The organism is Citrobacter sp. Cb004 (assembly GCF_030337065.1).
Lineage (GTDB): Bacteria > Pseudomonadota > Gammaproteobacteria > Enterobacterales > Enterobacteriaceae > Citrobacter > Citrobacter braakii.
The window spans coordinates 372,500-385,172 of record NZ_JAOWCH010000066.1 but is presented as its reverse complement, the minus strand read 5'-3'; the positions used below and the strand labels follow the sequence as shown (position 1 = coordinate 385,172).

The window sequence follows — 12,673 nt, the reverse complement described above, 5'->3', positions numbered from 1 at the left end:
TTTATCCTTTATTTAATCGACGTTCAGCGCGTCATTAACCAGATCTTGTTGCTGCTTCTGGTGAACGGACATATATCCTACTGCCGGAGAGGCAGAGGCCGGGCGACCTGCATAACGCAGAGCTGACCCAAATGGAATTACTTCACGGAAATGATGCTGGCTGCAGTACCATGCGCCCTGGTTGAGCGGCTCTTCCTGGCACCAGACAAAATCATGTACATGAGCAAACGGTTTCAGCGCTTCCTGCACCGCTTTATGCGGGAACGGATAGAGCTGTTCGATACGCACAATGGCGACATCTTTTTGGTCGTTCTTGCGGCGTTGCTCCAACAGGTCGTAATAAACCTTACCAGAACACATCACGACACGCTTCACGCCTTTAGGATCAAGTTCATCTACTTCGCCAATGGCTGGCAGGAAGGTGCCATTTGCCAGTTCGTCCAGCGTGGACACCGCCAGCGGATGACGCAGCAGCGACTTCGGTGACATCACTACCAGCGGACGACGCATTCCGCGCAGCGCCTGACGACGCAGCATGTGGTAAACCTGTGCCGGGGTAGACGGGACGCAAACCTGCATGTTTTGCTCAGCGCAAAGTTGCAGATAACGTTCCAGACGCGCGGAGGAGTGCTCCGGGCCCTGACCTTCATAGCCGTGTGGCAGCAGCATAACCAGACCGCACATACGGCCCCATTTCTGCTCGCCGGAAGAGATGAACTGGTCGATAACCACCTGCGCACCGTTGGCGAAGTCACCAAACTGCGCTTCCCAGATAGTCAGGGTGCGCGGTTCTGCCGTGGCATAACCGTACTCGAATGCCAGCACCGCTTCTTCAGACAGCACGGAGTCCCATACGCGGAACGTGCCCTGCCCGTTATGCACATGCTGCAGCGGAGTGTACGTTGAACCATTCGCCTGGTTATGAATCACCGCATGACGGTGGAAGAAGGTTCCGCGGCCAGAGTCTTCACCCGACAGACGTACCGGAATGCCTTCATCAACCAGCGTGGCGTAAGCCAGATTCTCTGCGCCACCCCAGTCGAACAGCTTCTCGCCTGCGGCCATGGCCTGACGGTCGCCGTAAATTTTGGCAACACGCGACTGCATTTCCACCGCTTCAGGCACGGTGCTGATGCGTTTTGCCAGCTCCTGCAGACGCTTCATCTCAACTTTGTTCGGGTAGTTTTCATCCCATTCGTGGTTGAGGTACGGCGACCAGGTGAAGGAGTGCATATTCATTGGACGCCACTCTTTCACCACGCATTCGCCTGCGTCCAGCGCGTCACGATACAGATTGACCATTTCGGTCGCATCTTCCAGCGTAGCGACGTTGTCCGCTTCCAGCTTGTCAGCGTAGATTTTGCGCGGGGTCGGATGCTTTTTGATTTTCTGATACATCAGCGGCTGGGTTGCGCTTGGCTCGTCGGCTTCGTTGTGGCCGTGACGGCGGTAGCACACCAGATCGATGAAGACATCGCGTTTAAAGGTATTACGGAAATCCAGTGCCAGGCGCGTTACGAAAGCGACCGCTTCCGGGTCATCCGCGTTCACGTGGAAAATCGGCGCCTGAACCATCTTACCGATGTCGGTGCAGTACGGTGTAGAACGTGCATCTAGCGGGTTAGAGGTGGTGAAGCCCACTTGGTTGTTGATAACGATGCGAACGGTACCGCCCACTTCGTAACCACGCGCTTTCGACATGTTCAGGGTTTCCTGAACCACGCCTTGCCCGGTTACTGCCGCATCACCATGAATAGTGATTGGCAGCACTTTATTGCTGCTCGGCTCGTCCAGACGATCCAAGCGTGCACGTACGGAACCGATAACCACCGGGCTAACGATTTCCAGGTGCGACGGGTTAAACGCCAGCGCCAGATGCACCAGACCGCCTTCGGTTTCAATATCCGATGAGAAGCCCATGTGGTACTTCACGTCACCGGTGCCGAGGTGTTCTTTATGTTTGCCCGCAAATTCGTCGAATAGATCCTGCGGCTTTTTACCCAGCACGTTAACCAGGACGTTCAGACGACCACGGTGCGCCATACCCAGTACCACTTCACGGGTACCGCTGTTACCGGCGTGGCGGATCATCTCTTTGAGCATTGGGATTAACGCATCACCGCCTTCCAGCGAGAAGCGTTTCGCGCCCGGGAATTTCGCGCCCAGGTAGCGTTCCAGACCTTCCGCTGCGGTCAGTTCGCTGAGGAAGCGTTTCTTCTCTTCACTACTGAACGCAGTACGGCCAGACTCGATACGCTGCTGAAGCCAGCGTTTTTCTTCGGTGCTGGTGATGTGCATATACTCGGCGCCAATCGGGCCGCAGTAGGTTTGTTTCAGCGCGACAACCAGGTCGCTCAGCTTCATCGTGTCTTTGCCACCGGCAAAAGAACCCACGTTAAAGCTTTCCTGGAAATCCGCATCGGTCAGATCGTGGAAGGAGGGATCCAGATCGGCCACATTTTCTTGCTGCCACAGTCCCAGCGGATCGAGATTCGCATGCTGATGACCGCGGAAACGATAGGCGTTAATGAGCTGCAGGACTTTAACCTGCTTCACATTGGCATCAGGGTCGGAAATAGAAGAAGAGTAACGTGGGGTAATCAACGCCTGTCGACGGAAATAATCACGTGTTTTTGAGTGGAGTTGATCCGGTTTGACTCCGGTACCAGGTAACTGCTGGAACGTCGAACGCCAGTTAGCATCTACCGAGTCAGGGTCGGTTAAGAAGTCTTCATAGAGCTGTTCTATCCAGCTCTGGTTAGAACCAGAGAGGTAAGAAGAGTCCAACCAGGCTTTCAAAGCGCTGTTCTGCATCGTGATCCCTTAAGCATTTGTATGCTTATTTCGCCGTGGATACTACCACGCACACCGATGTGCGTGCCGGGGTTCACTTGTTGCGGACTGTCGTGTCATCTGCGTCCGCTAAGGAACCTTTAAAAACTGTCTAATAATCGTCGTCGTTCAGGCTGCGATTATTGCTATCAATGTGGCAGTTTTTAGAGGTTTCCCTGCACGGCCGGGGAATCTCTTCCCCGGCAACTACAACTACTTATGCACTACGTTTGAGCAGCATCGACTTAATATGACCGATGGCGCGCGTCGGGTTCAGCCCTTTAGGACATACGCTGACGCAGTTCATGATGCTATGACAGCGGAATACGCTGAAAGCGTCACTTAAACCTTCCAGACGGCTGTCGGTCTCGGTATCGCGGCTATCAATTAAGAAGCGATACGCGGCCAACAGGCCTGCCGGGCCAATAAACTTGTCCGGGTTCCACCAGAATGATGGGCAGGACGTTGAGCAGCATGCACACAAAATACATTCATACAGCCCATCGAGCTTCTCACGCTGCTCTGGCATTTGTAAATGCTCACGAGCCGGAGGATTTTTCCCATTATTCAACAAGTAAGGCTTAATCTTCTCATACTGTGCGTAGAATTGTCCCATGTCTACCACCAAATCGCGCACAACCGGTAAACCTGGCAGCGGGCGAATGACAATTTTCTTGCCCGGCTGATTCAGTGCAGAAATAGGTGTGATACAGGCCAGTCCATTTTTGCCGTTCATGTTCAGACCGTCGGAGCCGCAGACCCCTTCACGGCAGGAGCGACGAAACGACAGCGACGGATCTTTTTCTTTCAGCTGCATCAACGCATCCAGCAGCATCATGTCGCGCCCTTCTTCCGCCTCCAGGGTGTAATCCTGCATGCGCGGAGCGTCATCAACATCCGGGTTATAGCGATAAACTGAAAACTCGAGTTTCATTGTCCTGTCTCCGCATTAATAAGTACGAATCTTCGGCGGGAATGCCGGGCGCAGCTTCGGTTCCATATTGACTTGACGTCGCGTCATGGATTCCGACTCTGGCAGGTACAGGGAATGGCACAGCCAGTTTTCGTCATCACGTTCCGGGAAGTCGAAGCGGCTATGCGCGCCACGGCTTTCGGTACGGAAGTTTGCAGATACTGCAGTGGCGTACGCGGTCTCCATCAGGTTATCCAGCTCCAGACACTCAACGCGCTGGGTGTTGAACTCGCTGGAGGTATCGTCCAGACGGGCATTTTTCAGGCGTTCGCGAATCGCTTTCAGCTCTTCCAGGCCCTTCGCCATCGCATCGCCTTCGCGGAATACCGAGAAGTTATGCTGCATACATTCTTGCAGCGCTTTACGAATTGCCACCGGATCTTCACCGTTACGGTTACCGTTCCAGCGATTCAGACGCGCCAGAGAAGCGTCGATTTCATCTTCGGTTGCATCCAGCTGGTCACCCTGCTCTGCGATAGATTCCTGCAGATGCAGACCCACGGCACGACCAAATACCACCAGGTCAAGCAGAGAGTTGCCGCCCAAACGGTTAGCACCGTGAACCGATACGCAGGCGATTTCACCGACGGCAAACAGCCCTGGGATCACCACATCTTCGCCCTGCTCATTCACGGTCAGCGCCTGGCCGGTGACTTTGGTCGGAATACCGCCCATCATATAGTGGCAGGTTGGGATAACCGGGATCGGCTCTTTCACCGGGTCAACGTGAGCAAAGGTACGGGACAGTTCGAGAATACCCGGCAGACGGGACTCCAGCACTTCTTTACCCAGGTGGTCGAGTTTCAGTTTGGCGTGCGGCCCCCACGGACCGTCGCAGCCGCGACCTTCGCGGATTTCGATCATGATGGAACGCGCCACCACGTCACGACCCGCCAGGTCTTTCGCATTCGGGGCATAACGCTCCATGAAGCGCTCACCGTGTTTGTTCAGCAGGTAGCCACCTTCACCACGACAGCCTTCTGTTACCAGAACACCCGCGCCAGCGATACCGGTTGGGTGGAACTGCCACATCTCCATATCCTGCACCGGCACACCAGCGCGGATAGCCATACCGACGCCGTCACCGGTGTTGATGTGGGCGTTGGTGGTGGACTGATAAATACGGCCAGCACCGCCGGTCGCCAGCACGGTTGCGCGAGCTTTGAAGTAAACTACTTCACCGGTTTCGATACACAGCGCGGTACAACCAACAATCGCGCCATCGGCATTTTTCACCAGATCCAGCGCATACCATTCGGAGAAGATGGTGGTATGGTTTTTCAGGTTCTGCTGATACAGCGTGTGCAACAGCGCATGGCCGGTACGGTCTGCCGCTGCCGCGGTACGTGCCGCCTGCTCACCGCCGAAATTCTTCGACTGGCCGCCAAACGGACGTTGATAAATTGTGCCATTATCGAGGCGAGAGAACGGCAGCCCCATGTGGTCCAGCTCCAGAATCGCTTCCGGACCGGTTTTACACATATATTCAATAGCGTCCTGGTCACCAATGTAGTCCGACCCTTTCACGGTGTCGTACATGTGCCATTCCCAGTTATCTTCATGGGTATTACCGAGCGCAACGGTGATGCCACCTTGCGCAGATACGGTATGGGAACGGGTTGGGAACACTTTGGAGAGCAGCGCACAGGTCTGACCGCTCTGGGAAATTTGCAGCGCCGCGCGCATACCTGCGCCGCCGGCACCAATCACAACAGCATCAAATTCTCTGACTGGCAGTTTCATTACACACCCCACACCACAACAAATCCATAAATGACGTAAACCACCAGCGCAACGACGATAGCCAGTTGCAGAATCAGGCGCACGGCCAGCGGTTTAACGTAGTCGGTCAACACCTGCCACATGCCGATCCAGGCATGAATCAAGATGGAGAAAAGAGCCAGCAGGGTGAAGACTTTGGTGAATGCCGATGAAAAGAAACCGGTCCAGACTTCAAACGTCAGTTCGCCGCTGGTGGCGAAGAAGCCGACCATATAGATGATGTATAACGTCAGAACGATAGCGGTAGCACGGACCAGAATGAAGTCATGTACGCCGTTGCGTCCTAATGCGGAGGCGTTGCTTACCATACGAGGACTCCTGCGAGAAGTGAAAGCACGACAATGATAACGAAACAAATTTTGGCGGAACGTGTCCCTGCTTCGAGGGTTTCTTCGATATAGCCAAAATCCATCAACAGATGGCGAATGCCCATTACGGCGTGATATGCCAGCGCAATCAGGATCCCCCACAGAATTAACTCCACAAAGAAGTTATTCATAATGGATGACGCCGCGAGGAAACCTTCAGGGGAGGAAAGGCTGGTACCCAATAACCACAACAGAATCCCGACCGCCACGAAGGTGATCACTCCGGATACGCGATGGAGAATGGACGCTATCGCCGTGATTGGGAACCGGATCGTTTGTAGATCCAGATTGACAGGTCTTTGTTTTTTCACATTTCTTATCATGAATAACGCCCACATGCTGTTCTTATTATTCCCTTTGGACTTCGGGTACAGAAGATGAAGACACCTGTAGCCTGAAAGACGACGGGATTTCCTTCCTCCGGTCTGCGTGCGGGTCAGACAGCGTCCTTACTATAACTACGCGTCATATAAAACACTGCTTCCAGATGCTAAAACGACACGTTACAACGCTGGTTGGCTCGGGATTGCAGGGTATTCCGGAGACCTGGCGGCAGTATAGGACGTTCACAAAATCATTACAATTAACCTACATATAGTTTGTCGGGTTTTATCCCGAACAGTGACATAGGTCACGATAACAACATTATTTTAATTTTTAACCATCTAATTTGACAATCATTAAACAAAGTTGTTACAAACGACACCAGAAAAAGCATATAATGCGTAAAAGTTATGGGGTCACTCTTTCACCGGACATTTAGTTATGTAACAGTGTGGAAGTATTGACCAATACAGTCAGGACAGTTATTAGTGATAGACAGGTTTAATAATTCGGATTGCTAAGTTCTTGATTTGCAGTTTATTCGCCATGAAAAGACCGTTTTACCTGCAAGCGCCCATAGCTCTGTACCCAGGTTATCCCCTCTTTCGCAGAGCGGCGAGCCAAATAACAAACTGGTAACGGTTCATTGATGTACGAAGGCAAATGTGAGTTCCAGCAGTCTTAAGCAATAAGGCGCTAAGGAGACCGTAAATGGCTGATACTAAAGCAAAAATCACTCTAAATGGTGACTCTGCTATTGAACTGGATGTGCTGAAAGGTACGCTCGGTCAAGATGTTATTGATATTCGTAGTCTTGGCTCAAAAGGGATGTTTACTTTTGACCCAGGTTTCACCTCTACCGCATCCTGCGAATCCAAAATTACTTTCATCGACGGTGACGAAGGTATTTTGCTGCATCGCGGCTTCCCGATTGATCAGTTGGCGACCGAGTCGAACTATCTGGAAGTGTGTTATATCCTGCTGTACGGCGAAAAACCGACGCAGGAGGAGTACGACGAGTTCAAAACCACAGTCACTCGCCATACCATGATCCACGAACAGATCACCCGCCTGTTCCACGGTTTCCGCCGCGACTCTCACCCGATGGCCGTTATGTGTGGTGTTACCGGGGCGCTGGCTGCGTTCTACCACGACTCGCTGGATGTGAATAATCCGCGTCACCGTGAAATCGCCGCCTTCCGTCTGCTGTCCAAAATGCCGACCATGGCAGCGATGTGCTACAAATATTCCATCGGACAGCCGTTCGTGTACCCGCGTAATGACCTCTCCTACGCCGGTAACTTCCTGAACATGATGTTCTCCACGCCGTGCGAAAAATACGAAGTGAATCCGATTCTGGAACGCGCAATGGACCGTATCTTGATCCTGCACGCTGACCACGAACAGAACGCCTCAACCTCTACCGTTCGTACCGCCGGTTCTTCTGGCGCTAACCCGTTTGCCTGCATCGCGGCCGGTATTGCTTCCCTGTGGGGACCCGCACACGGCGGCGCAAACGAAGCTGCGCTGAAAATGCTGGAAGAAATCAGCTCTGTTAAACACATTCCGGAATTTGTTCGCCGCGCGAAAGACAAGAATGATTCCTTCCGCCTGATGGGCTTTGGTCACCGTGTTTATAAAAACTATGACCCGCGCGCCACCGTCATGCGTGAAACCTGCCATGAAGTACTGAAAGAACTGGGCACCAAAGATGATCTGCTGGAAGTGGCGATGGAACTTGAACACATTGCGCTCAACGACCCGTACTTCATCGAGAAGAAACTCTACCCGAACGTAGATTTCTACTCCGGCATTATCCTGAAGGCGATGGGTATTCCGTCTTCCATGTTCACCGTTATCTTCGCCATGGCGCGTACCGTGGGCTGGATTGCACACTGGAACGAAATGCACACCGACGGCATGAAAATCGCTCGTCCGCGTCAGCTGTACACCGGCTACGACAAGCGCGATTTTAAGTCTGATATTAAGCGTTAATTGTCTGCCGGATGGCGCCAGCGCCTGTCCGGCTTACAGCCATTAATTCTCCCGGGTCGGACAAGGCATTGAAGCCACAATCCGACCTTTTTTTTGATGCATATTATTTTATTCTCATCATGCTTTCTCTATGATTTACTGAGATTTCCGTCATTTCACTCAGGAGCATGGGATGCCTGTTTTGCAGTGGAGCCTGTTGTTTCTGCTATCGCTCCTTCTTTCCCTGTTCTTTTTGTTTATACACCTTCCAGGACCGCTGCTGCTCGGTTCGATGATCGTCGGCATCATATTCAGTATGCGCGGCATCTCACTACACCCTCCCCGCTGCACATTTCTTGGCGCGCAGGCGATTCTTGGCTGCATGATTGCCCAAAACCTGACGGGCTCAATCTTGACGACCCTTACGGCCCACTGGCCGATGGTGATTATCATCCTGCTGGCGACCCTTATCAGCAGCGCGGTAATCGGCTGGCTGCTGGTTCGCTATAGTAACCTACCGGGAAACACCGGTGCATGGGGCTCGTCACCTGGCGGTGCGGCGGCAATGGTGGCGATGGCGCAGGAATATGGTGCCGACATCCGGCTGGTGGCGTTTATGCAGTATCTGCGCGTACTGTTGGTGGTTGGCGCGGCAGCACTGGTCACCCGAGTGATGATGGGCGACCAGGCCCAAACGGTCAGTGAGCAAATTCTCTGGTTTCCGCCGCTGAGCAGCAATCTGTTCAGTACCCTGGCGCTGGCCGCCGTTGCCGGTACGGCCGGGCGTCTATTGCGTATTCCCTCTGGCGTCATGTTGCTACCGATGTTGGCAGGCGCATTGCTGAATGCCGGTGGCGTGATGGTGATCGAACTGCCGGAATGGCTGCTGGCGATTGCCTATATGGCCATCGGCTGGCAAATCGGCCTGGGTTTTGACAAGCAGATCTTTTTAATGGCGTTGCGCCCCTTACCGCAAATCCTCTTGTCCATTTTTTCACTGATGGCGATCTGCGCCGCTATGGCCTGGGGACTGGCGCATTACATGCAGATAGATTTTCTTACCGCCTATCTGGCGACCAGTCCAGGCGGCGTAGATTCTGTTGCGGTGATTGCCGCAGGGAGTCACGCCGATATGGCGCTGATCATGGCGATGCAAACCCTGCGGCTATTCAGTATTTTATTGACTGGCCCGGCGGTGGCGCGGTTTATTTCGCTACACGCGCCAAAGCATCCCGCTTAGTGCTGACATCCCGGACACCAGTAAAAGGGTCGTGAAGAGAGCGTCGTTTTTTCGATGGTTCCGCCACAGCGCTCACAGGCTTCACCATCCCGGTGAAAGACCTTAAAGCGAAACAGCGCGCCGTGATGTTTGTTCTCATCCACCAGCCCGCGGGTGTTATAGGACAAACGAGGAATATCAAGCAGCGCATGCGCCAGCGCATCCAACTGCTCATCTCCGAGCATCGACGCTTTATGCTGCCCGGTCAGCCCTACCTGCCAGAGAATCTCTACCCGCAGGTAGTTACCTAATCCCGCCAGAAACGCCTGGTCCAACAGCAGGCCAGAAAACTGGCGATTGCGAAAACGCGGGGATAACAGACGCGCTTTCACGTCATCGGGCGTTAAACGTAAATCCAGGACGTCCGGCCCAACCCGTTGCAGGAACGGATGGGTAGCGAGCTGTTCCGGCGTCAGCATGTCGATATCAGAGGCGCTATAGAGCAGAATAGTTTTGTCATGTGTTTGCAACCTGACACGCAGTACCCGCGAAGTCTGCGGTATTTTTCCGGTATCCACCACTCGCCACACGCCATAGAGCTGATTGTGGCTGTACAGCGTCAATCCATTAGAAAAATGGGTCAGCAATGCTTTACCCCGCGTTTCAAGCTGGGTAACACTCTGCCCAATCAGTTGAGATTGATACGGTTTTAGCTGCTCAAAGGCAAACCAGACATCGGTCAGGGGTTTGCCTTTGACTGCCGCCTCCAGGTTATCCGCCGCGCGGCGGATCTCCGGGCCTTCAGGCATAATACTGTCCTTTTTTAATGTGTTGCACCGCCCGTCACTGCGATATCACTCGCCACCTGCAACGCGGTGGCAATCGCAACTTCCAGCGCCCGGCGCACCGTGTCCGCTGCCATACTTGGCGCCCCGGGGTGCTGTGCAGCCTGTTGCGGCAAATAAGGGATATGAATAAATCCTCCCTTCACCGCCGGAACGTCACGTAGTTTATGCAGTAGGCCATACATCACGTGGTTACAAACGAAAGTGCCCGCGGTTTGGGAAACCGAAGCCGGAATTCCCGCGTTGCGCATGGCAACAACCATCGCTTTGATCGGCAACGAACTAAACCATGCCGCCGGACCATCGGCCACAATCGGCACATCTACCGGCTGTTGACCCTGATTATCCGCAATACGCGCATCGTCAACGTTGATCGCCACGCGCTCCACGGTGACATCCGTGCGCCCCCCCGCCTGCCCCACCGCCAGCACCAGTGATGGCGACAGCGCGTCAATCGCACCATTGAGTACGGCAAGAGACTCGCCAAAGACGCACGGCAGTTGGCGGGCAACGACGCGGCATCCGCCGATGATAGCATTGTCGAGGCCCGAGACCACTTCCCAGGAAGGGTTAACTGACTCGCCGCCAAAGGGTTCAAATCCCGTGATGAGTACTGTTTTCATCCTGTCACCTTACAAGAACATCAGGAAATACATCAGGAACACGTTGACCAGCAACAGCAGTATGCCGGTTGGCACCTGCGCTTTAATCACCGCGTTTTTATCCGGCAGCTCCAGCAGCGCTGCAGGAACAATGTTAAAGTTTGCCGCCATCGGCGTCATTAACGTCCCGCAATAGCCAGAGAACATACCAATTGCCGCCATTACTGCCGGATTGCCGCCGTGCTGCAGCACGAGGATCGGAATACCAATTCCAGCGGTCACGATCGGGAAAGCGGCAAACGCATTGCCCATGACCATCGTCAGCAATGCCATGCCGATGGTGTACACCGCCACTGCGATAAAGCGGCTATCCACCGCCAGGTATTCTTGCGTTAGCCAGGAAATACCGCTGCCTACGCCCGCTGCCGTAAACAACAGCCCGAGCGTGGCCAAAATCTGCGGCAGGATGAACGCCCAGCCAATGGAGTCCAGCAGACGACGCGCCTCCTGAATCGGTTGATGAACCCGCTCATGGGTCATTTTTATCGCCATCGCCAGACCAATCAACGAGCCTGCGGTCATGGAAAAGAGCGTCACCAGCGTGGCGTGATTACCCGGCCCAAACAGCGCATCCTGTAAGCCCGGAATATGGTTGAACATCAGCACGCCAATAACCGTTACCACCGGAATTGCCAGCGCCGGGAAAAACAGGCGATTACCCAGACGACTGGCGCTTTCTTCGCGCTGTTGCTGCGTTCGTTGATGGTAGCTTCCAAGCTTCACGCCGCCAAAACCGGCGATCAGGGCCAGCACGACCACCGCGACGCCAACGGCAATATGCACCGTGCGTTTGTCGCCAAACAGCGAGTATGTCCAGTCGCCAAGCAGAAACAGTACGCCGTATATGCCCCAAAACAGGCCGGTGGTAAAGCGACGCGGGTTCGCTTTGTCCTGCCAGGACATCAGCGCCACAATCAGTAATACCGCTCCCGCCAGCCAATAGAGATAGCTTTGTTGAAAATTCATTTCGCTTCCCCTTTCGCTGCGGCATTCGCTTTCGCCACCTCACGTTGCAAATAGCTATCCAGACGCCACAGACGCGTACCGTGGATCAGGAATGCACAAATTGCCGTTGGGATCCCCCACAAGGCAATATGCAGCGGTTCGGTCTGGATCCCACCAGACTCCAGCATAAAGTTGTGCATAAAAATGATGGCGCCGAAGGCAACAAAGATATCTTCACCGAAGAACAGTCCGACGTTATCGGTCGCAGCTGACATGGCGCGCAGACGATAGCGTACCGCCCCAGGTATCTCGCCGTGATTTTTCTCTGCGGCCCCTTCCGCCATCGGCGCCAGCAGCGGACGCACCATCTGCGGATGCCCCCCCAGACTGGTCAACCCTAACGCAGCGGTCGCTTCGCGAATGAACAGATAGACAATAAGCAGACGGCCACTGGTGGCGCTGCGGATTTTTGCAATCCACGCCTGAGCACGCTCTTTGAGTCCGTGGCGTTCCAGCAGGCCAATCACCGCCAGCGGGATCAGCAGGATAAATGGCAGGTTGCGGGTGTTAAGAAAACCTTCACCCAGCTTCTCAAGGATAGTGGCGATCGGCATATGCGCCGCCAGCCCCGTGACGATCCCGGCAATAATGACCACCAAGACCGGGTTAAAACGTAAAAGAAATCCGACCACGATGACGGCGATCCCCGTCAATGGCCAGAGAGAAATTACCTCTCCCATAATTCAGTC

At 54.0% G+C, this 12,673-nt stretch carries 12 protein-coding genes; 3 read left to right on the top strand and 9 right to left on the bottom strand.

The genetic code is table 11. The features are described from left to right. Positions 1-12 precede the first annotated feature (12 nt). From sucA to sdhC, 5 genes are all read right to left on the bottom strand, one after another. Positions 13-2,814, bottom strand: coding sequence for a 2-oxoglutarate dehydrogenase E1 component (gene sucA, locus OGV65_RS19045; RefSeq protein WP_016152283.1), 2,802 nt, complete (start codon positions 2,812-2,814; stop codon positions 13-15). A 235-nt stretch (positions 2,815-3,049) separates the two neighbouring features. Beyond that, positions 3,050-3,766, bottom strand: a complete 717-nt coding sequence (gene sdhB / locus OGV65_RS19040) for a succinate dehydrogenase iron-sulfur subunit SdhB (RefSeq protein WP_003022921.1) — start codon at positions 3,764-3,766, stop codon at positions 3,050-3,052. A 15-nt stretch (positions 3,767-3,781) separates the two neighbouring features. Next, a complete protein-coding gene (gene sdhA / locus OGV65_RS19035) occupies positions 3,782-5,548 on the bottom strand; it encodes a succinate dehydrogenase flavoprotein subunit (protein WP_286455331.1) in 1,767 nt (588 codons plus the stop codon). Next, the gene (sdhD, locus tag OGV65_RS19030; protein ID WP_005122550.1) at positions 5,548-5,895 is read right to left on the bottom strand and encodes a succinate dehydrogenase membrane anchor subunit; all 348 of its coding nucleotides are present in this window, start codon (positions 5,893-5,895) and stop codon (positions 5,548-5,550) included. The genes sdhA and sdhD overlap by 1 nt, the downstream gene beginning before the upstream one ends. Then, positions 5,889-6,293 carry a succinate dehydrogenase cytochrome b556 subunit gene (gene sdhC / locus OGV65_RS19025; protein WP_016152282.1) on the bottom strand — a complete coding sequence of 135 codons (405 nt, stop codon included), beginning with the start codon at positions 6,291-6,293 and terminating at the stop codon, positions 5,889-5,891. Before sdhC ends, sdhD begins: the two co-directional genes overlap by 7 nt. 437 nt (positions 6,294-6,730) lie before the next feature. Between sdhC and OGV65_RS25540 the strand changes: the two genes are divergently transcribed. The 3 genes from OGV65_RS25540 (at position 6,731) to OGV65_RS19015 (ending at position 9,493) form a co-directional block, all read left to right on the top strand. Beyond that, the gene (locus OGV65_RS25540) at positions 6,731-6,784 is read left to right on the top strand and encodes a hypothetical protein (protein ID WP_418135082.1); all 54 of its coding nucleotides are present in this window, start codon (positions 6,731-6,733) and stop codon (positions 6,782-6,784) included. A 206-nt stretch (positions 6,785-6,990) separates the two neighbouring features. Then, positions 6,991-8,274 (top strand): citrate synthase, encoded by a 1,284-nt coding sequence (locus tag OGV65_RS19020; protein ID WP_016152281.1) that lies wholly within the window; start codon positions 6,991-6,993, stop codon positions 8,272-8,274. Positions 8,275-8,446: 172 nt separating this feature from the next. After that, on the top strand, positions 8,447-9,493 hold the full coding sequence (locus OGV65_RS19015; protein WP_103766035.1) for an AbrB family transcriptional regulator: 1,047 nt from the start codon (positions 8,447-8,449) through the stop codon (positions 9,491-9,493). On the opposite strand, the gene nei is transcribed toward OGV65_RS19015, so the two are convergent. The 4 genes from nei to OGV65_RS18995 are packed head-to-tail and all read right to left on the bottom strand — an operon-like array spanning position 9,490 to position 12,664. Beyond that, positions 9,490-10,281, bottom strand: a complete 792-nt coding sequence (nei, locus tag OGV65_RS19010; RefSeq protein ID WP_137352662.1) for an endonuclease VIII — start codon at positions 10,279-10,281, stop codon at positions 9,490-9,492. The two genes, OGV65_RS19015 and nei, sit on opposite strands and share 4 nt — an antisense overlap. 14 nt (positions 10,282-10,295) lie before the next feature. Next, positions 10,296-10,940, bottom strand: a complete 645-nt coding sequence (pcp, locus tag OGV65_RS19005) for a pyroglutamyl-peptidase I (protein ID WP_286455330.1) — start codon at positions 10,938-10,940, stop codon at positions 10,296-10,298. A 9-nt stretch (positions 10,941-10,949) separates the two neighbouring features. Then, positions 10,950-11,945: a DUF979 domain-containing protein gene (locus OGV65_RS19000; RefSeq protein WP_286455329.1), complete on the bottom strand. Its 996-nt coding sequence runs from the start codon at positions 11,943-11,945 to the stop codon at positions 10,950-10,952. Further along, the gene (locus OGV65_RS18995) at positions 11,942-12,664 is read right to left on the bottom strand and encodes a DUF969 domain-containing protein (protein ID WP_003831395.1); all 723 of its coding nucleotides are present in this window, start codon (positions 12,662-12,664) and stop codon (positions 11,942-11,944) included. The genes OGV65_RS19000 and OGV65_RS18995 overlap by 4 nt, the downstream gene beginning before the upstream one ends. Between the last annotated feature and the right edge of the window lie 9 nt (positions 12,665-12,673).

Excerpts from the sequence above, each read along its gene's own strand:
- sucA (WP_016152283.1), bottom strand. The coding sequence starts at position 2,814 with ATGCAGAACAGCGCTTTGAAAGCCTGGTTGGACTCTTCTTACCTCTCT.
- sdhB (WP_003022921.1), bottom strand. The coding sequence starts at position 3,766 with ATGAAACTCGAGTTTTCAGTTTATCGCTATAACCCGGATGTTGATGAC.
- sdhA (WP_286455331.1), bottom strand. The coding sequence starts at position 5,548 with ATGAAACTGCCAGTCAGAGAATTTGATGCTGTTGTGATTGGTGCCGGC.
- sdhD (WP_005122550.1), bottom strand. The coding sequence starts at position 5,895 with ATGGTAAGCAACGCCTCCGCATTAGGACGCAACGGCGTACATGACTTC.
- sdhC (WP_016152282.1), bottom strand. The coding sequence starts at position 6,293 with ATGTGGGCGTTATTCATGATAAGAAATGTGAAAAAACAAAGACCTGTC.
- OGV65_RS19020 (WP_016152281.1), top strand. The coding sequence starts at position 6,991 with ATGGCTGATACTAAAGCAAAAATCACTCTAAATGGTGACTCTGCTATT.
- OGV65_RS19015 (WP_103766035.1), top strand. The coding sequence starts at position 8,447 with ATGCCTGTTTTGCAGTGGAGCCTGTTGTTTCTGCTATCGCTCCTTCTT.
- nei (WP_137352662.1), bottom strand. The coding sequence starts at position 10,281 with ATGCCTGAAGGCCCGGAGATCCGCCGCGCGGCGGATAACCTGGAGGCG.
- pcp (WP_286455330.1), bottom strand. The coding sequence starts at position 10,940 with ATGAAAACAGTACTCATCACGGGATTTGAACCCTTTGGCGGCGAGTCA.
- OGV65_RS19000 (WP_286455329.1), bottom strand. The coding sequence starts at position 11,945 with ATGAATTTTCAACAAAGCTATCTCTATTGGCTGGCGGGAGCGGTATTA.
- OGV65_RS18995 (WP_003831395.1), bottom strand. The coding sequence starts at position 12,664 with ATGGGAGAGGTAATTTCTCTCTGGCCATTGACGGGGATCGCCGTCATC.